The following is an 18,699-nucleotide window of genomic DNA, read 5'->3' as shown; positions in this document are numbered from 1 at the left end:
ATATGAGTGATTCACTTAACAAAGCTGAGCTAAATCAATTCTTAGCTCAGCAGGCTTTAAAATCTGAGAAAAAGCATCTAAACCACAAATTTACACGGTGGTTTAAAGCGCTACTCATTCCACTTATCTTTTTAACGGCTTGTGAGTTTTTAGTCAGAAATGGCTATATCGATGCTTATCTACTCCCTGCACCGTCTAGTTTATGGCAATCTTTTTTAGATTTAGCTCATAGCGACCTGTTTGCCCATATTTATATTAGTACATGGCGTGTTCTGTTGGGCTTTATTATAGGAAGCGGTTTAGGTTTAATTTTTGCGATTTGGGTTGGATTAAGTAAAGAAGCAGAAGCTTATTTAGAACCAACTTTTTCAGCAATTAAATCAATTCCAAGTCTTGCTTGGATTCCCCTGTTATTACTTTGGTTAGGAATTGATGAAGGTTCTAAAATTACATTGATTGCAATCGGAGCATTTTTTCCAACCTATACCAATACAGTTGCAGCAATTCATAATGTAGATAAAAAGCTCATTGAAGTTGGAAAAGTTTATCGGCTTAATGCTTTTCAGCGGATTATATCTATTATTTTACCGGCAGCCTCTCCGGGTATTTTAACGGGTTTACGTAACAGCTTAAGTTTGTCTTGGATGTTTATGATTGCAGCTGAACTGATTGCGGCCACTCAAGGGATTGGCTATTTACTCAGTGATGGCCGAGAAACGTCTCGACCAGATATTGTTATCATTGCAATTATTTTATTGGCGCTATTGGGTAAAGTAACCGATACCTTAATGAAACTTATCGAAAACTGGTTATTACGTTGGCGAGATACACTACAAAAGTAATTTTAAATCCAGCATGCTAAAGTGACTCGATCATTTTGGCCATAGTCTTGAATAGTTTTAATTTGGCTAAAACCATGTTCTGTGAAAATATCTCGAACAGCTTGTCCCTGATCATAACCATGCTCTAGTGCAATCCAGCCTTGCGGTTTTAACCAGTTTTTGCCTTGAGCAATAATAATTTCAATATCAGCCAGTCCCTGATGATCTGCAACCAATGCACGGCGTGGTTCTGTAGCCAAAGCTTGCATGTGTTCATCGTCAGGGTCGATATACGGCGGATTAGAAACAATTAAATCAAACTTTTGCGGTTCAAGTGCGTCAAACCAAGCGCCGCAGGCAAATTTCACACGTTGCAAATTATGAACTTGTGCATTTTCTTTTGCGACTTCTAAAGTAGGCGCATAAATATCAGTTGCCGTGACTTGCCAATCTGGACGTTCACTTGCTAATGCAAGCGCAATTGCACCTGTTCCCGTTCCCAAATCAACAATATTTGCAGTATTTGGCAAATTTAGATTTAAAACGGTTTCAACTAGAACCTCAGTATCCGGACGTGGTACTAAAGTATCAGATGTTACTTTTAAATCGAGTGTCCAAAATGGTTGTGAACCCGTCACATAAGCTAAAGGCTCACCATTTTGGATACGTTCAAGACCAGCCAAGTAATCTTGCTCTTGTTGGGCAGTTAACTCTTGCTCAAGTCTAAACTTTAATTCAAGCGAATTGATTTTTAGAAAATGCTCAAGTAACCAAGCATTTTCTTGCCGTTCATAACTGTCAGGCTCACCACGAATTGCAAGCGCTTGAGCAATATTCATTAGCCGCCATTTTCCTGTGCAAGCATCGCAAGCTGATCTGCCTGATATTCACGATGTAAGCTATCGAGCAATTCAGTCAAATCACCTTCCATAATGGCATCTAACTTATATAAAGTTAGGTTAATACGATGGTCCGTCATACGCCCTTGTGGGTAGTTATAAGTACGGATACGTTCAGAACGGTCACCAGAACCGACCAAATCACGGCGCATTTCAGAAGTCGCGGCATCTGCTGCCGCACGTTTAGCATTTTCTAAACGCGATACTAACAATGCCATCGCCTTAGCTTTGTTTTTATGCTGTGAACGTTCTTCTTGGCACTCAACGACTGTACCAGTTGGAATGTGAGTAATACGCACCGCTGAATCGGTTTTGTTAATGTGCTGACCACCCGCACCTGATGCACGGTAAGTATCAATACGTAAATCTGCAGGATTAATTTCAACGTTAGTATCAACATCAATTTCAGGCAAGATCGCAACTGTACAAGCTGATGTATGCACACGACCTTGTGATTCAGTTGCTGGCACACGTTGTACACGGTGAGCACCACTTTCAAACTTCAAGCGACCATACACACCATCACCATCTACACGGCAAATAACTTCTTTAAAGCCACCATGCTCGCCTTCATTTTCAGAAAGGACTTCAATACGCCAGCCTTGTGTCTCGGCATATTTGCTGTACATACGGAACAAATCACCAGAGAAAATCGCAGCTTCATCACCACCTGTTCCAGCACGGATTTCTAAATAAGCCGCATTAGAATCATTCGGATCTTTTGGAATCATCAAAATGTTGAGCTGGCTTTCTAATTCTTCAAGCAATGTTTTATTGGCTTGAATTTCTTCTTCTGCCATATCTTTAAAGTCTGGGTCCGACTTCATCATTTCAGCAGTTTCAATGTCTTCTTCTGCTTGACGGTATTTGCCCCAAACTTCGGTAATTTCAGATAAATCACTATGTTCACGAGACAATTTACGGAAACGTTTGTTATCGGAGATCACTTCAGCATCTGCAAGCAATGCAGTAAGTTCTTCATGTCGATCACAGAGTTGATCAAGTCGTAAACGGAGTGACGCTTTCATAAGAGGAAATATCTCAAAAGTCCAAAAAGCTTATCGAACGCTATGTAAGTATAGAAGATAAGCAAAATCGTAAAAATAGCGCATAGTTTACAGATTATGCTGCTTAAATGACATATATAATCAGCCAATTCATCAACTTTCCCAATAAGTAGAGGCGTATAAATATAATGATTTCGAATAAGATTTATTACTTGCCTATAATTTGGCTGTTCTGTAGAAAATAATAAGTTATATTTTCCCTCTATATGACAATAGAGGCTTTGTTTAAAAAACCTCTTGCCAGCCTACTTATTTTAATTTTTCTAATAAGGTTTTGCCCACCAAAACAGCCGACGCTGGATTTTGTCCTGTAATAAGTTCACGGTCCACCACCACATTTGGAGTCCATGCAGTGGTATTACTTTGATACTTACCGCCAAGTGACTGTAAAGCCGTTTGTGGATAAAACTTCATTTCTCCACCTTTTAATAAAGCTTTAGCCTGCTCTTCTTCCTGATTACTAATCACCGTCATTCGATAATTTTTATAAATCCATTCGCCAGTTTTGACTGTTTTACCTTGTTCTAGTTGACCAACTACTTCCAAGGCATTAGGTAAAGTAGACATCAACGCAATAGGACCGTGACAGACCAACGCAGTAGGTTTACCAGCTTTATGGAAAGCTGTAAGTACTTTTCCAAGTTGTTTATCTTTTAATAGATCTTGCATAGGTGCATGCCCACCTGGAATATAAATAGCATCAAACTGACCCGCACCAATTTGCTCAATACGAGATAGGCTCACAACTGGAGAATCTTGAGCAGATGTTAATTTTAAATCATGTAATAAATTTGCATATTGCTTTAATGCTTTTTCATCTTGGTTAAAATACATCGCATTATTTGATGATTCATCTAAGGTTGGAGCTTTTCCTTTTGGTGTAGCGAAAGTTACTGTATGACCTGCATCTAAAAGCATTTTTGTAGGTTGCATCAACTCATTTAAGTAAAAGCCTGTTTTAAAAATATGACCTTTTTTTAGCTCTAAATGCGCCTCATCAGACAATACAACCAACACATGAGCAGCATTTGCACTGAATGCTGCTGAAACGGCAACTACTGCAAGCATTATTTTATTTAGAGATTTCATCATTCGACCTTCATTCCAACCATTTGCTGGATTTATATTTTGGATGGATATATTCTATTTTTGCCAATCAGGTAGATAAACAACTACCTTTGCAAATCTTTTTTGCGTTTGAGGACTAAATGTCACGTCAATTTGACCATCTTGCCGATATTGAAGTGTTTTTAATTGTCGCTGAGAAGCTTTCTATTAGTGCAGCTGCAATTTATTTAGCAACAACTCCTTCAGTCATTAGTAGAACAATTACGCGGCTAGAGAAAAAACTTGGCATTCAGTTTTTTAGAAGAACAACTCGTCATTTGAGCCTGACTGAAGCTGGTCAACTTTATTATGAAAAGATGCAACATGCATTTCAGTTAATTGACCATGCAGAGCGTACTATTCAAGGTAAGCAACTGCAAATTTCCGGCAAAATTAAATTAAGTGTACCCACCACCTACGGACACTATCGCCTTCCAGAATTACTACAAAAATTTCTTTTGCAATATCCAGATATTCAAATTGAAGTCAGTATTTCTAATCGAAATGTCGATTTAATTGCGGAAGGATTTGATTTAGCTATTCGTCAAGGTCAGCTTCCTAATAGCACTCTCATTGCCAGACCTTTGGAGCTTGCCCCTCTTCAACTTGTTGCTTCACCCGAATATTTAAAACGTATGGGTGTTCCTCAAACCTTGCAAGAATTAAATAATCACCAATGTATTGCCTTTGAATTACCGAGCACGGGTAAGGTTACTCCATGGTTTTTTAAAAATGGTGATAATGAAATTCAATGGATACCATCAAATCGGATTTTAGTAAAAGAAGATATTTTGGGAGTAGTTTCTCTTGCTGAAAGTGGATTAGGAATATGTCAGAGTTATAGCTTTATTGTTAATGAAAAGATCCGGCAAGGAAAATTGCAGCCCCTACTTGAGGGTTATGCAGGTCACACACGGCCCTTTTCTTTACTGTACGCACAGCATAAACATATGTCGTCTGCGACAAGAGCTTTAATAAATTTTCTATGTTCTGATCGTGAGTAACCCCGTCAAAACTAAATAAAGCTAAATTTATCTATATGAGTATTAAATATTCTATTTTAATAGAAAACATACAAACCAGACACTAAACTGCAATAATCAAAAGATGGTTCTCCATATTTGGGGAGAAGTGTTTTGTTACATTTGCCGTAACAAAAGATATAGGGTCCTGCAACTAGGGACACGGAGTCAAAAATGAAATTAAATGCTTGGTTATGTAGCGCTGTTCTCGCAACTTCAATGGTTACTGTGGCACATGCTGACAATACAACACATGTAGCAGCCGCTTCTGCTTTAGGTAGCGTAGCAGGTACTGCAATTGGTAAAAGCATGGGCGGTACATCTGGCGCAACAATTGGTGCTGCTTTAGGTGGTGCTGGTGGTGCAGCTGTTGCAAGCGATCGTCGTAACCGTACTGAATCTGCGATTGGCGGTGCTTTAGGTGGTGGTGCTGGTTATACGGTTGGTAAAAGCATGGGCGGTACAAATGGTGGTTATGTAGGCGCTGCTTTAGGTGCTGCGGGTGGTTCTGCTTTGGGTAATAAAATCTCTAAAGACCGTGATGCAGACAGATCTTCTAAGCACTGGAAGAAAAAACACCGTCGTCATCACTAATTAAGCTGATGAAGCAATTTTAAGCACCTTCGGGTGCTTTTTTATTGTGATGAAGTTATACACTCATATTTCGTATGCTCATGATTTATCCACAAATTAATACAAACACTACAAACAGACACAAAACACTTGTATCACCCTTGGGGTTCTCCATAATTATCACGAAATTTTTTATTACATTTACCCCAAGATAAAGATAACTGTCCTTCCAGTAAAAAGGACATGGAGTTCTACGATGAAAATGAATATTTGGTTGGCTAGTGCATTAATTGCAACATCTTCTATGGTAACAGTTGCACATGCTGACAATGGTACACGTGTTGCTGCAACCTCTGCTTTAGGTAGTGTAGTGGGTACTGCAATTGGTAAAAGTATTGGTGGTACCTCAGGTGCAACAATCGGTGCTGCTTTAGGTGGTGCTGGTGGTGCAGCTGCAGCAAGTGATCGTCGTAATCGTACAGAAGCTGCAATTGGTGGTGCTTTAGGTGGTGGAGCTGGTTATACAGTCGGTAAAAATATGGGCGGTACTAACGGTGGATACATCGGTGCAGCAGTAGGTGCAGCTGGTGGTTCTGCATTAGGTCGTAAAGTTGCTGAAGATCGTAACTACGATGACCGTTATGACCGTGATCGTTACGATCGTGACGACCGCAGATATTACGATGGTGACCGTCGTTATTATAAAGGTGGTAGCCGTCGCCATGACAATGGCTTACACCGTGGTTGGTACAAAAACCGCTAATTCATATATGAATCAAAAGAGCACCTTCGGGTGCTTTTTTATTAATAGATAAAATTTAATATCGAAAAAAAACGATATACATCGCACCCTATATATCGTATTATTTCGATATACCCTTATTCGAGAATATCGCATGCGATCACTTCAAGATACCAAGTTCTCTATTTTGGAACTTGCTCCTATTCGTAATGATAAAACCATCGAATTCTCATTACGTCACGCATTAGAATTGGCACAACATGCAGAAAAACTAGGTTATGAACGTTTCTGGCTTGCTGAACATCACAACATGGATGGTATCGCAAGTTCAGCTACCGCTGTCTTACTCGGTTTTATTGCAGCACATACACAGCATATTCGCTTAGGTTCAGGCGGAATTATGCTTCCTAACCATGCCCCTTTAGTTGTCGCAGAACAGTTCGGGACGCTTGCTACACTCTATCCAAATCGTATTGAACTTGGTTTAGGCCGTGCTCCCGGTACAGATCAACTCACCATGCGAGCTTTACGTCGTGGCCATCAAGAAACAGAAGATCAGTTTCCTCGAGATGTTGTCGAAATCTTAAAATATTTCGATGTACCTCAAGCAGGACAAAAAATTATTGCAACACCAGGGCAAAGCACCCATGTTCCTGTTTGGTTACTTGGATCTAGCCTATTTAGTGCACAACTCGCCGCAAAACTTGGACTTCCCTACTCATTTGCATCACATTTTGCACCACGTATGTTAGGTCAAGCGATTCAACTTTATCGGGAGAACTTTGAACCTTCTGAGTATCTAGATAAGCCATATGTTTCAATGGGTGTACCTGTTGTTGTAGCAGATACAGATGAGGAAGCACAGTTTCTAGCAACAAGTGCTTACCAACGCGTATTAGGTTTAATTCGTGGAGAAAGCTTAAAGCTGAAACCACCTGTTGAATCAATGCAGGGATTATGGAATACAGCAGAACAACTTTCTGTCGAAAACTTCTATGCAATGGCGCAAATTGGTTCTGTAGATACGGTTCGCTCTGGCTTACAAAAGTTATTAGCGACATACGATGTTGATGAATTTATTTTTACATGCGATGTATACGATACAGCTAAACGTTTAGAAAGCTTTACACAACTCATGAATGTAAAAACAGAACATTAAACTCTACTTTAAGCTCCCATACTTGAATTGATTTTGAGTATGGGATGACCATCTATCTGAAAAGACTTTACCCCAACTTCCTGCTTGGTTATTTATATTAAAACGATAAAAACATCATGATTTAAAAAACCAAAAGGACTTTTGGAAAATGAGTATTAATATTAAAAATAACACTTCAAAATCAGTAATTTTTCAGAATATCTCTCAAGATTTCGAAGATTTTACTGGTCAAGTGATTTCATCAACATCAATTAAAGAGTTTGACTTTTCACATTCATCTGTCGCGATTATTGGTACAAATCAAGATAGCGTGACTCATCTTGAAAAAATCTGTCAGCAAGCAAAATTTGTGACTGTCTTCCAAATCACTCCTCATTTTATTTTGCCCCATAGTCAGATGGGTACACATAAGTTAATTACTCACCCACTTATTATCAAAAACCGCAGGTTATTTAACAATCGTGTTAAGAGCATTCTGGCATTGCGGTTTCTAGAAACTCAAGTAAACGAACCATGGCTTAAGCGTCTTTTGACTCCCAATACTGCAACCACCAAAAAAGTATTTTTTAAGTCCGACAGTTATTATGCAGCACTTCAAAAACCCAACTGTAAATTGCAAACATGGCCAATTGTTAAAATTACCAATAGATCTATTCACAGCATGGATGGTATAGAACAACCCGTTGATATTATTATCAGAGCAATGCCATAAAAGTAAAAAAAAGCATGGTTTTAGGCCATGCTTTTTTATTTACTCATATTTTTGCAAATTACCATGATCATCGTAATGCAAAATGATGCGCTGTTTTTCTTGCAAATCATTTAGCATGTCGGAAGTAACTGAAAATTGGGCCGCTAATAATTCTACAGAACTATTAGGTGCCTTAGCACGTCGGTCCTCACCACTAAACCTAATCCAGTTATAACTTGCCCATAAAATTAAAATAAGCGCGCTAATTCCGATCATTAATGCTAAATGTAATAAGGTCTTAACTTCTGATAAGTGGTCTACCCAGACGTAATCATAAATTAAGTGACCTTCAAAAACCCATAAAAATAGTGAAACCAACGGGAAAAGCAACCACATTAAACAAATCCAGCCAATGGTTTGTAATGTATAGTTTGCTGTTTTATTTTTGACATATTCCGGCTGATCAATATATTCAGGGATATCTAAAGTCTCTATATCCTTATTTTCCTCAAGTTTCATGGGTTATCTCCACGGAAGCCTCGATCTGGACTTACCCAACGGGCACGTTTTTTTGTGTTAAATAAAGTTTTTGGTACCGCAACGACACTCGTGAACAAAGTCAGTAGCCAGAAAAATAACGGGTACCAAATCACCCAAAAGTAATTTCTAAAAAAACGCCCTCGGTCATAACGATGATCAATCCACAAACTCACTAAAAACTGGATCAAACATGTTCCGCCGAGTATTACACCGTACCACTGTGGCATAAGCGTTTTGATCTGCCATTGCTGAGGCAACTCAATAAACAATCCCACAAAAAATAACGTGAAGATCATGATCATCACATAAGACCAGATAATACTGACTAGCGCCTCAATCATGACCGGCCACATTCTGCGAACACGCAGTTTGAACATTTGTGGAATATATTCTATAAGAACCTCTACTCCACCTTGCGCCCAGCGAAGACGCTGTTTCCATAGACCTTTAAATGTCTCAGGCATATAGATATAACAAAGCGCTTGTGGAATATACTGAATATCCCAATGGTCGAGTTGTAACTTCCATGAAATATCAATATCTTCGGTAATTTTATCGTCAGACCAAAACCCGACTCGAACGAGTGCAGTTTTACGAAATGCTGCAATCACACCAGATACGGTAAAAATACGACCATATGTACGTTGTGCACGTTTGATCAAACCAATAATCGAAGAAAACTCACCAACTTGTAATTTTCCTAAAATACTAGATCGGTTTAAGATTCGTGGATTACCAGTTACAGCACCAATTCGCGGGAAGTTAATAAATGGTTGCATTAACCAAAGTACCGCATGCGGATGCAACAACGCATCTCCATCGATACAAACAAGATATTCGTATTTACTAACCAGTACTCCCGATCTTAAAGCTACGGCCTTACCCTGATTCTCTGCTAAGTGCACAACCCGAAGTCGTGAATCTTGCGCTGACAATTCATCGAGAATTTCGGCGGTCCTGTCACTACTTCCATCATTGACGGCGATCACTTCAAAATTCGGATATTTGGTTTGTAGCGCATAACGAATTGTTTGGCGTACTTGCGCTTCTTCGTTAAAACACGGAATGATGATACTGCATCCTTCACCTGTAGGTTCAGGAAGCGCTTGTTCGCGGTATTCTCTTTTAAAGAAAAACCAAAGTCCCCCTACCATCCATGTCCAAGCCATCAGTAAGGGATATAAAAAGGCAAAAGCAAACAGAATATCGAGTAATACCCTCATTACTTTTTCCCCTCTACCAATTCAGCAAAAGGCTGATACATCACAGGGCTAGCATTCAGACTAAGCGGATTATATAAATATTGATGAACATCTTTTGATTTTTCAAAATCATAGCCATCGATACCAAATTTCTGGATTCCTATTCGCTGAATCGAAAAAAGTCCTTGCTGTACTTCTTCCCAAGCAGTTTTTTGCGAGTTTTCTGGTAATTCTAAAGTCAGCATTATTCGTTGCTTATCATTATCATCAAGTGTATTTAAAAGCATTAGCAACTCATTAAATTGCTTTTTCTTACCAATTACATCGAACTTCAAATTGACTAAATCATGTTGTAATAAAAGCGTTTTTATAAGCTCAGGTAGATTTTCCACATGATCTAAATCAGGTGTAAGCAATAAACTAAACTGCGCCTGATTACTCATATTTAAATAAGGTTTGACCACTTTTTTAGTCAATTGGGTCAGTTGTTCGAGCTGTTTTGATTGTTCAATGCAACTGCTTTCTTGCACGGTTATTTTTTGCATTGCGCAATTTAAAGATGATCCTGCATTAAGCTGAACACCGCTTAAATTACTATTGAAACGTGCAATATCTTTAGCCAAATCTACAGCTAAAAATGGTTTATCTTTTTGCGGATAAGCAGGCAATTCTAATATTACAGATTGGCCTGCACGAGTTTGAGCCTGCCATAAACTACGATTTAAAATATCTTGTTGAACAGACATTTTATTTGTAGGGAAATAAGCAACATCATATTGCCCATCTCCATCTTTGTCTTCTAAAGGCTTTAAGATTAAAGCGTTGTTTTTTAAGCTATACAGTTTTGATAACAACTGCCCAAGTTTTTCATCAGTTTGAGTATTGTGCTGCGCTGCTAACTGCTTTAAATCCATACTCACAAAATGACGTGGCTGCTTAAATAAATCTGACTCTTCAAAGTTCAGAATATTTAACATGCCTTCTGTCAGTTGTTCGGCTGTAGGGTTATTAATGACTAAGCTACGCTTAAAAGTTGAGTCACTCACGCGATTCATACCATCACGTCCCAAACTGAATGAAAACTGGAAACCTGCCTGTTGTGCTAGCTTCTCTAACTGTTCATTCACGGCGCCATAAGGCCAAATAATTGCTTTAGGATTAACCCCTACTTCTTTTTTCAAAACTGCATAAGATTTTTTTAAATCCTGCAAAATACGTTGTTGATATTCCGCATCGGTTTCATAACGTGATTGCGATTTTAAATAAGAATAAGAAGTAGCAGCAGGTTGCTCATTGCCTTGAGGATTGGCTAATACCCCATGATGTAAATCATCGCTATGGCTTGCAAACTCGGCTAACCCAGATGCTTGCATTTCACGAACTTGAGCCCAGTTCACCAAGTTACCTTGACCATAGGCTTCATAACCCGCTTTTGTATTACCATTTAACCAACTTGTTGGAAGAGCAAAAACTGCTGGAATCTGATATTGCTTCAGCAAAGGAAATACTCGGCTATAACTACTTAAAGCACCATCATCAAAGGTCAGTAGAATAGAGTTATGAGGTAATTCTTTACCTTGCTTACGTGCCTCTTCAATGTCTTTTAGACGAATCGGTTTCCAATCCGACTGACTAAGCCAATCGAGAAACTGTGCCAGATTATTGGTCTGAATCGCATAAACATCGCGGTCACCTTCCTTGAGCACATCATCTCGCACATCATGAAAAGTTAAAGAAACCGTATGGTTTTTTGGTAGTTCAGTTTCAATGCGGGCATAGGCAAATTGTACGGGTAATAACGTTGAGGCAAACACACAGCTCAACATTTTTGACATCATATTATTCATTAAAAACGCCCTTCAAATCCGAAAATACCGTAGGTATGTTGTTCATCATGACCATCGTATGGATGGTATTGCCAACCAATTCCATAATTAAGTTGCCAAGTCCGTGAGAGCTGCCATTGATGTTGATATTGCAAAGAGTATGTTGGTCGAGCTGAGTAATCTGCTTGTTTATATAGCCCTACTCCAGCTTCAAAATGTTGTTTAAATGAGCGTTCGTACTCTCGCCAAGTGACCCAGTCATGGCTTAAATTCAACTCGGCACTGTAATGATTGCTTGGGCTAAAGTAAGCAGTCTGATCTTGGCTATTGCTGCCATAAAATCCACGAACGGTTCCGTAAGTAATATGGTGAGGCGCATCAAATAATCGCTCACGCCAAAAAGTAGAAAATTCTTGTTGTTTATTACCGTCACTTATATCGGTTAAGCCATAGCTCGCTCCAATTTGGCGTGACTCATCTTTTTGCCATGTCAAAGCAGCACGGTAAGCTTGTCCATCCTCACCAGCATCAATTGCTTGTAATGGAATATTAGTCTGACTGTCATATTGCAATTGATATTGCCAGTGGTCGTTTAACCATTGCGACCAATCAAGACGAACACCTGCTTGGCCACCATCTGTACTTTGCGACAAAATTGCCGACAATGCCTTACGGTTTGCTTGCCACTCAGCACCAACACCGTAACGTTGGTCATGCACATCACCAAAACGGTATTCACCGTAACGATCTTGATGCCAAGCAAATAGACGATAATTATCTTTAATCCAAGGGCTATTAACACGAGTTTCCATTTCTCGATCTTTTAAGCCATTTTGCCCACTCACAGAATCGCTATTTTCTGCTTTACTCTGGCCCCAAGTCGTTGAGTGCGAGATGGTTGCTCTATCACGATCATCCAACTCTTTTCGACTTTTAACTACACCGCTATCTTCAGGATAATATTGCAAAAGACTTTCTGTACTTTTGCGCCACTCAGGAATATCCCCTAAAGTCTGAGCATTTTGCATCTGGTTAATTCGAGTATCTTTGGCAACTGGTGTTAAGCCATTTAAACGTGCAATTGTTTGTTTGGACTGTAAAGGTTTATCTCTCCAACGCTCAACACGAGCCAAATTATTAATTAAACCTTCGTTGGCAGGTGCAAGATCTACTTGTTTCTGGAAGTGTTTTTCTGATTGATCCAAATGATTTGCATAAGCTAAATGCATACCTTGTAAAGCAATATAATCATCACGATCAGGGTGGCTCGATTTATCCACCCCTTTCGCTTGACTATATTTATATGTAGGAATTAACCGATCAACATCACTTAAAAGTTGTTCAGCTTGTTTATATTTTTCTTGTTCAATATATGAGTAATACAGTCCAGTATATACCGTCATATCTGAATAGTTTTTTTCAGCAAGCAAGGTTTTAAAAGCGAGTTCAGCCTGCTGCGGTTGTCTTTCAGCTAAATAACTATCAGCAATCGCATGACGAACATAAGCCGGTAGTTTTTCTAACGGTACATTTAATTTAGTAAATTCATCTAATACCGTACGGCTACGCCCACGAAAGTCCAAAGCATATAAATAGTCATAATGAAATCTTAAATAATTAGGGTCTGACGGTTGAATCAAAGGCTGTATTTGCTCACCTTGTTTCAACACAGCATCAAGTTCGGCAAAGCCTTCACTGTCCGACATGCCTTCCCGATTCAAATATTTATAGCGAGTAATTGCGTTATTTACACGTTGAGAAAACTCGCTGACTTTTAACCAGTGTTGTAACGATTCTGTTTGCGTATTTTTATCGCTGGCAAGCAGCAACTGCTGAGCTTTTTTATAAGCGCCTACAGCCGCCAAGTCGTAACTATATTCTTGCAAAACCGCAAAAGATTTTGGTTGTTGTTGATAAGCTTGCTCAATTGCAGATAAAGCATCTACAGGTGAATTAATGAGTCGATATGCATAAGCAATTTGAACAAATTGATCAGCTGTAAGATTTTTACTCTTAATACCAGATAAATGCACCTTAGCATTTACAGGGTCTTTAGCCTCAGCATATAGAACCGCTAATAAAATCTGCCCATCAGATGTCTTTTGAATATTAAATTTATTCGACCAATCAATTGCATCTTTAAAGTGTTTAAAATCACGAAAATTACGAATTAATGGTAGCTGCCCATATTCTGGAAAATTCACATAATTAACATTTGCTAAATGCTGAGAAAAGGTTAATAAATCTCTTTTTTCACTTGACATGACAACTAAATAATCAGCTAGTAATTTTTGGTCATGCGGGTACTTATTTAGCAATTGTTCTAATTGCAATATTGCTTGTTGAGTTTGCCCAGTTTTGTAAGTGTGAATAGCTTGCTCTCGCAATTCATCTACTTGAGCCGCATATAAATTAAGAGGCAAGATATATACCAATGAAAAAACACATTTTTTTAGCATTTTGATAATCGGATAGTCCCATATCGAGGTGGGAAATTATAATTAAAATAAAAAATCAATCACACAAAGCAAAAATAGTGTGACTTATTTAACATTTTTAATTATTAAATATTTTTTTACATAGCTTTTCTAAATAGTTAGCAAAATTAAATAATTAGAGTTTTTGCCCAATTTCAAATTTATACATTTCTTTTCAATATTGTTATTTTATTTCACAATAGACTTGTAAAAACTCAACAGCCTGATAACTAATAAAAACCTTTTAATAACTTTTTGTTTTATATTTAAAACTTTTCTGTGCTATTTATAACCACTCAATTTACTCATTATTAGATATATAAATTGAATGGTTAAAATAAACATTTGATTAAATTAACCAATACGACGTTTTAATCCCGTCATTTGTAAAATACGAGTTGAAATCTCTTCAATCGACATTTCGGTCACGTTTAAATATTTAATGCCTTCTGAAATATAAATCCCTTCAATTGCTCTTAGCTCCATTTGGCATTGGCTAAAACTTGCATAACGGCTATTCGCTTTACGTTCACTACGAATTGCGACCAAACGCTCAGCATCAATCATCAAACCAAATAACTTGCTACGATGAGCTCTTAATACTGCTGGTAAACGGTTATCATCTAAATCTTCTTCAGTTAATGGATAGTTTGCAACGCGAATACCGAATTGAAGAGATAAGTAAATAGAAGTCGGTGTTTTACCCGAACGGGAAACTCCAATTAAGATTAAATCCGCTTTATCGTAATGACGAGTACGTGCCCCATCATCATTATCAAGCGCAAAATGAACAGCATCGATACGGGCTTTATAATATTCAGAATCGGTTACAGCATGAGTCTGCCCGACCAATGTTGTTGGTGGCGTTCCAAGTTCTTGTTCAAGTTTACTAATTAAACCTTCAAACACATCCAGATTAACCGCTTTAGCCGTATTAATAATCTCTCGCACATGCGGATCGACTAAAGTATCAAATACTAAAGGTAGGCAACCGTCTTTGGTTTGGCATCGATTAATCTCAACCACCACATCCATTGCCGCCTCTTCAGTTGTAATATACGGCATGATGTGAATATCAAAATCTACATTGGGAAATTGTGCTAATAACGAATGTCCAAGAGTCTCGGCAGTAATTGCAGTTCCATCAGAAATAAAAAAAACACTCCGCTTAAATTGTTTACTTTCTGACATTAAAATTCTCCTTAAACATTTGTCTTAGTGCTATATAATCTTTATAGTAAACTGATCTTACATGACTGTCGCTTAGTATAATTCTCAACTAAGCACTTTATTTTTATAATTTCATGCCAAGATAGACATTAATACTGCAAAAGTGGAGTGAAAACTTTGGAAGCGCGCGTAATCGGTCTAGAAAAATTAGGGAAACACGATGTCGAACTCGTAGGTGGGAAAAACTCATCTTTGGGTGAAATGATCAGCCATTTATCAAATGCTGGTGTATCGGTACCTGGTGGCTTTGCAACTACTGCTGCTGCCTATCGTGAGTTCTTAGACCAAAGTGGTCTTAACGCTCGAATTCAAGCAGAACTTGCTCAACTCAACGTCGATGACGTAAATGCTCTTGCAGAAACAGGTGCAAAAATTCGTCAATGGATTGTAGAGACTCCACTCACTGCAACCTTAGAACAAGAAATTCGCGCCGCTTTTACAGCACTTTCTAACGGCAACCCTGATATCGCGGTTGCCGTTCGCTCATCTGCAACTGCTGAAGATTTACCAGATGCTTCTTTCGCGGGTCAACAAGAAACTTTCTTGAATATTCGCGGTATTGATAACGTACTTATTGCGATTAAAGAAGTGTTTGCTTCTTTATATAATGACCGTGCAATTTCTTACCGTGTGCACCAAGGTTTTGATCATGACATCGTTGCACTTTCTGCAGGTGTTCAGCGTATGGTTCGTTCTGAAACTGGTGCTGCGGGTGTAATGTTTACACTTGATACAGAATCTGGTTTCCGTGATGTTGTATTTATTACTGCATCTTACGGTTTAGGTGAAATGGTTGTACAAGGTGCCGTTAACCCAGATGAGTTTTACCTATCTAAACCATTATTAAATGCAGGAAGACATTCTGTTTTACGTCGTAACCTTGGTTCTAAACACCAAAAAATGATTTATGGTGAGGAAGGTTCTGCTGGTAAATCTGTTGTTGTTGTTGATGTTGAAAAACAAGATCGTCAACAATTCGCTTTAAATGACCATGAATTACAAGAGTTAGCTAAACAAGCACTTATCATTGAGCAGCATTACGGTGCGCCAATGGATATCGAATGGGCAAAAGACGGTGATGATGGTCAAATTTATATTGTTCAAGCTCGTCCTGAAACTGTAAAAAGCCGCCAAAATGTAGGTACTATGGAACGCTACCTTCTTAAACAAAGAGGTACTGTTCTTTGTGAAGGTCGTTCAATTGGTCAACGTATTGGTTCTGGTAAAGTCCGTATTGTTAACTCAATTAAAGAAATGGACAAAGTTCAAGAAGGCGACGTTCTTGTATCTGATATGACCGATCCTGATTGGGAACCGGTAATGAAACGTGCTGCTGCAATTATCACTAACCGTGGTGGTCGTACATGTCACGCAGCAATTATTGCACGTGAACTTGGCGTACCAGCGATTGTAGGCTGTGGTAACGCAACAGAAGTATTAACTGATGGCCAGGAAGTAACTGTTTCTTGTGCTGAAGGTGATACAGGTTTCATTTACGAAGGTGCATTAGATTTCGAAGTTCAACGCAACTCAATTGAATCTATGCCTAAGCTTTCGTTCAAAATTATGATGAACGTAGGTAACCCTGACCGTGCATTTGACTTTGCTCAAATTCCAAACGAAGGTATTGGCCTTGCTCGTCTTGAGTTCATCATTAACCGTATGATCGGTGTGCACCCTAAAGCTCTACTCAATATTGATAGCCTACCTCGTGAAACTCGTGCTGCGGTTTTAACTCGTACAGCGGGTTATGCATCACCTGTAGATTTCTATGTTGAAAAATTGGTTGAAGGTATTGCGACTCTTGCTGCTGCATTTGGTGACAAGCCAGTTATCGTTCGTATGTCTGACTTCAAGTCAAACGAATATGCAAACTTAATTGGTGGTAAGTTATACGAGCCTGAAGAAGAAAATCCAATGCTCGGTTTCCGTGGTGCAAGTCGTTATGTATCTGATAACTTCCGTGATTGTTTCGAATTAGAATGCCGCGCACTTAAGAAAGTTCGTGATGAAATGGGTCTCACCAATATTCAAATCATGATTCCTTTTGTACGTACAGTATCTGAAGCGAAACGCGTTATTGAATTACTTGCACAAAATGGCTTGAAACGTGGCGAGAATGGCTTAAAAGTAATCATGATGTGTGAATTACCAACTAACGCCCTGTTAGCTGAACAATTCTTAGAGCACTTCGATGGTTTCTCTATTGGTTCTAATGACTTAACACAGTTAACGTTAGGTCTTGACCGTGACTCAGGTATTGTTTCACACTTATTTGATGAACGTGATGCAGCTGTTAAAGCACTTCTTTCAATGGCAATCCATGCCTGCCGTAAAGCAGGTAAATATGTAGGTATCTGTGGTCAAGGTCCTTCAGACCATCCAGATCTTGCAAAATGGTTAATGGAACAAGGTATTGAATCTGTCTCTCTTAACCCAGACTCAGTTTTAGATACATGGTTCTTCCTTGCTGAAGAAAAAATCAAGCAAATCTAATATGTTATAAAAAAAGGCCCATCCGTGGGTCTTTTTTCATCTTTAGAATAGAGAATTTTTATTTATGCAAATTTACTTGGCACGTAATAATCAACAAGCTGGGCCTTATACTTTAGAACAAGTAAATCAAATGTTGGCTAGCCAACAAATTTTGTTAACTGATTTAGCTTGGCATGAAGGCATGACAGAATGGAAAGCTTTAGGAGAATTAACCCAAGGTAAACTTGTATATCAACCTATCGGTTATTCTGTACCTACAATAAATACGAATACATCAACTAATGAAACTATTCGTCAAATTCGTGTAGAACCTAAAGTTCATGAACTTGCGTCTATTCCAGCTCGGGCTTTAGCAAAAATTATTGATTTATTGCTTTGGTTACCAATCGCTGCAATTCCTTCTTTTTTCTTTAATGAAGCTCAATATAAGCAATTATTCGAGCTGCAAAAACAGATGCAATCTGCCGAAGTCGCATCGACTAAAGCTGCAGAATTGCAACAACAACTTTTTACTTTAATTCCAATCGAAGCTTGGCATTCAATGCTTCTTTACGTCGTAATTATGCTTGCAATTCAAGCCGTTCTTTTAACAAAGTTTGGTCAGAGTATAGGTAAGAAAATCGTTGGAATTAAAATTGTAGATGCTGAGGACAATAGCAAGGTTAATTTAACTCGCATCTTCTTATTAAGAAGTATTGTTTTTATCATATTAAACTTACTGTTTATGCCGATCAGTACAATTATTGACTATGCTTTTGCATTAGGACAAAAGCGACAAGCTTTACATGACAAAATTGCAAGAACAAAAGTGATCAAATGATAGTGAATGACTCATTCATTTAATGTC

Annotated in this window: 16 protein-coding genes; 8 read left to right on the top strand and 8 right to left on the bottom strand. The window is 38.4% G+C overall.

All coding sequences use genetic code 11. The features are described from left to right. Positions 1–2 precede the first annotated feature (2 nt). The gene (locus tag JGE69_RS07750; protein ID WP_199112877.1) at positions 3–842 is read left to right on the top strand and encodes an ABC transporter permease; all 840 of its coding nucleotides are present in this window, start codon (positions 3–5) and stop codon (positions 840–842) included. A gap of 2 nt (positions 843–844) precedes the next feature. Here JGE69_RS07750 and prmC read toward each other — a convergent pair whose 3' ends face one another. The 3 genes from prmC to JGE69_RS07735 all read right to left on the bottom strand — a co-directional run bounded on the left by prmC (position 845) and on the right by JGE69_RS07735 (position 3,876). Beyond that, positions 845–1,660, bottom strand: coding sequence for a peptide chain release factor N(5)-glutamine methyltransferase (gene prmC / locus JGE69_RS07745; RefSeq protein ID WP_199112878.1), 816 nt, complete (start codon positions 1,658–1,660; stop codon positions 845–847). Then, the gene (gene prfA / locus JGE69_RS07740; protein ID WP_002119588.1) at positions 1,660–2,748 is read right to left on the bottom strand and encodes a peptide chain release factor 1; all 1,089 of its coding nucleotides are present in this window, start codon (positions 2,746–2,748) and stop codon (positions 1,660–1,662) included. Before prfA ends, prmC begins: the two co-directional genes overlap by 1 nt. Positions 2,749–3,036: 288 nt before the next feature. After that, positions 3,037–3,876, bottom strand: coding sequence for a type 1 glutamine amidotransferase domain-containing protein (locus JGE69_RS07735; RefSeq protein ID WP_033848029.1), 840 nt, complete (start codon positions 3,874–3,876; stop codon positions 3,037–3,039). A gap of 119 nt (positions 3,877–3,995) precedes the next feature. Here JGE69_RS07735 and JGE69_RS07730 point away from each other — a divergent pair, with 119 nt between their 5' ends. The 5 genes from JGE69_RS07730 to JGE69_RS07710 all read left to right on the top strand — a co-directional run bounded on the left by JGE69_RS07730 (position 3,996) and on the right by JGE69_RS07710 (position 8,102). Continuing rightward, positions 3,996–4,898 carry a LysR family transcriptional regulator gene (locus JGE69_RS07730; protein WP_199112879.1) on the top strand — a complete coding sequence of 301 codons (903 nt, stop codon included), beginning with the start codon at positions 3,996–3,998 and terminating at the stop codon, positions 4,896–4,898. Positions 4,899–5,090: 192 nt separating this feature from the next. After that, positions 5,091–5,510 (top strand): glycine zipper domain-containing protein, encoded by a 420-nt coding sequence (locus JGE69_RS07725; RefSeq protein ID WP_005068514.1) that lies wholly within the window; start codon positions 5,091–5,093, stop codon positions 5,508–5,510. Between the two features lie 235 nt (positions 5,511–5,745). Next, positions 5,746–6,252, top strand: coding sequence for a hypothetical protein (locus JGE69_RS07720; RefSeq protein ID WP_002119687.1), 507 nt, complete (start codon positions 5,746–5,748; stop codon positions 6,250–6,252). 133 nt (positions 6,253–6,385) lie between these two features. Then, positions 6,386–7,390, top strand: coding sequence for an LLM class flavin-dependent oxidoreductase (locus tag JGE69_RS07715; RefSeq protein ID WP_005068512.1), 1,005 nt, complete (start codon positions 6,386–6,388; stop codon positions 7,388–7,390). A 148-nt stretch (positions 7,391–7,538) separates the two neighbouring features. After that, positions 7,539–8,102: a hypothetical protein gene (locus tag JGE69_RS07710; protein WP_002119689.1), complete on the top strand. Its 564-nt coding sequence runs from the start codon at positions 7,539–7,541 to the stop codon at positions 8,100–8,102. A 39-nt stretch (positions 8,103–8,141) separates the two neighbouring features. Here JGE69_RS07710 and pgaD read toward each other — a convergent pair whose 3' ends face one another. From pgaD to JGE69_RS07685, 5 genes are all read right to left on the bottom strand, one after another. Further along, positions 8,142–8,600, bottom strand: a complete 459-nt coding sequence (pgaD, locus tag JGE69_RS07705; protein ID WP_005073598.1) for a poly-beta-1,6-N-acetyl-D-glucosamine biosynthesis protein PgaD — start codon at positions 8,598–8,600, stop codon at positions 8,142–8,144. Next, positions 8,597–9,844, bottom strand: a complete 1,248-nt coding sequence (pgaC, locus tag JGE69_RS07700) for a poly-beta-1,6-N-acetyl-D-glucosamine synthase (protein ID WP_046811962.1) — start codon at positions 9,842–9,844, stop codon at positions 8,597–8,599. The genes pgaD and pgaC overlap by 4 nt, the downstream gene beginning before the upstream one ends. Beyond that, a complete protein-coding gene (gene pgaB, locus JGE69_RS07695) occupies positions 9,844–11,670 on the bottom strand; it encodes a poly-beta-1,6-N-acetyl-D-glucosamine N-deacetylase PgaB (protein ID WP_199112880.1) in 1,827 nt (608 codons plus the stop codon). The genes pgaC and pgaB overlap by 1 nt, the downstream gene beginning before the upstream one ends. Further along, positions 11,670–14,108, bottom strand: coding sequence for a poly-beta-1,6 N-acetyl-D-glucosamine export porin PgaA (gene pgaA, locus JGE69_RS07690; protein WP_199112881.1), 2,439 nt, complete (start codon positions 14,106–14,108; stop codon positions 11,670–11,672). The genes pgaB and pgaA overlap by 1 nt, the downstream gene beginning before the upstream one ends. 372 nt (positions 14,109–14,480) lie before the next feature. After that, positions 14,481–15,317, bottom strand: a complete 837-nt coding sequence (locus tag JGE69_RS07685; protein ID WP_002119749.1) for a pyruvate, water dikinase regulatory protein — start codon at positions 15,315–15,317, stop codon at positions 14,481–14,483. A 147-nt stretch (positions 15,318–15,464) separates the two neighbouring features. Here JGE69_RS07685 and ppsA point away from each other — a divergent pair, with 147 nt between their 5' ends. After that, the gene (ppsA, locus tag JGE69_RS07680) at positions 15,465–17,852 is read left to right on the top strand and encodes a phosphoenolpyruvate synthase (protein ID WP_005803576.1); all 2,388 of its coding nucleotides are present in this window, start codon (positions 15,465–15,467) and stop codon (positions 17,850–17,852) included. 64 nt (positions 17,853–17,916) lie between these two features. Further along, positions 17,917–18,672, top strand: a complete 756-nt coding sequence (locus JGE69_RS07675) for an RDD family protein (RefSeq protein ID WP_002119677.1) — start codon at positions 17,917–17,919, stop codon at positions 18,670–18,672. The last annotated feature ends 27 nt before the right edge of the window (positions 18,673–18,699 follow it).

Origin of the sequence: Acinetobacter sp. C13, assembly GCF_016809775.1 — a bacterium.
Classification (GTDB): Bacteria; Pseudomonadota; Gammaproteobacteria; order Pseudomonadales; family Moraxellaceae; genus Acinetobacter; species Acinetobacter pittii.
Note: the sequence above shows the minus strand (reverse complement) of the source record. Positions and strands in the feature narration are given on the sequence as shown.

Bases quoted from the DNA above. Each gene is read 5' to 3' on its own strand.
- JGE69_RS07750 (WP_199112877.1), top strand. From the start codon at position 3: ATGAGTGATTCACTTAACAAAGCTGAGCTAAATCAATTCTTAGCTCAG.
- prmC (WP_199112878.1), bottom strand. From the start codon at position 1,660: ATGAATATTGCTCAAGCGCTTGCAATTCGTGGTGAGCCTGACAGTTAT.
- prfA (WP_002119588.1), bottom strand. From the start codon at position 2,748: ATGAAAGCGTCACTCCGTTTACGACTTGATCAACTCTGTGATCGACAT.
- JGE69_RS07735 (WP_033848029.1), bottom strand. From the start codon at position 3,876: ATGAAATCTCTAAATAAAATAATGCTTGCAGTAGTTGCCGTTTCAGCA.
- JGE69_RS07730 (WP_199112879.1), top strand. From the start codon at position 3,996: ATGTCACGTCAATTTGACCATCTTGCCGATATTGAAGTGTTTTTAATT.
- JGE69_RS07725 (WP_005068514.1), top strand. From the start codon at position 5,091: ATGAAATTAAATGCTTGGTTATGTAGCGCTGTTCTCGCAACTTCAATG.
- JGE69_RS07720 (WP_002119687.1), top strand. From the start codon at position 5,746: ATGAAAATGAATATTTGGTTGGCTAGTGCATTAATTGCAACATCTTCT.
- JGE69_RS07715 (WP_005068512.1), top strand. From the start codon at position 6,386: ATGCGATCACTTCAAGATACCAAGTTCTCTATTTTGGAACTTGCTCCT.
- JGE69_RS07710 (WP_002119689.1), top strand. From the start codon at position 7,539: ATGAGTATTAATATTAAAAATAACACTTCAAAATCAGTAATTTTTCAG.
- pgaD (WP_005073598.1), bottom strand. From the start codon at position 8,600: ATGAAACTTGAGGAAAATAAGGATATAGAGACTTTAGATATCCCTGAA.
- pgaC (WP_046811962.1), bottom strand. From the start codon at position 9,844: ATGAGGGTATTACTCGATATTCTGTTTGCTTTTGCCTTTTTATATCCC.
- pgaB (WP_199112880.1), bottom strand. From the start codon at position 11,670: ATGAATAATATGATGTCAAAAATGTTGAGCTGTGTGTTTGCCTCAACG.
- pgaA (WP_199112881.1), bottom strand. From the start codon at position 14,108: ATGCTAAAAAAATGTGTTTTTTCATTGGTATATATCTTGCCTCTTAAT.
- JGE69_RS07685 (WP_002119749.1), bottom strand. From the start codon at position 15,317: ATGTCAGAAAGTAAACAATTTAAGCGGAGTGTTTTTTTTATTTCTGAT.
- JGE69_RS07675 (WP_002119677.1), top strand. From the start codon at position 17,917: ATGCAAATTTACTTGGCACGTAATAATCAACAAGCTGGGCCTTATACT.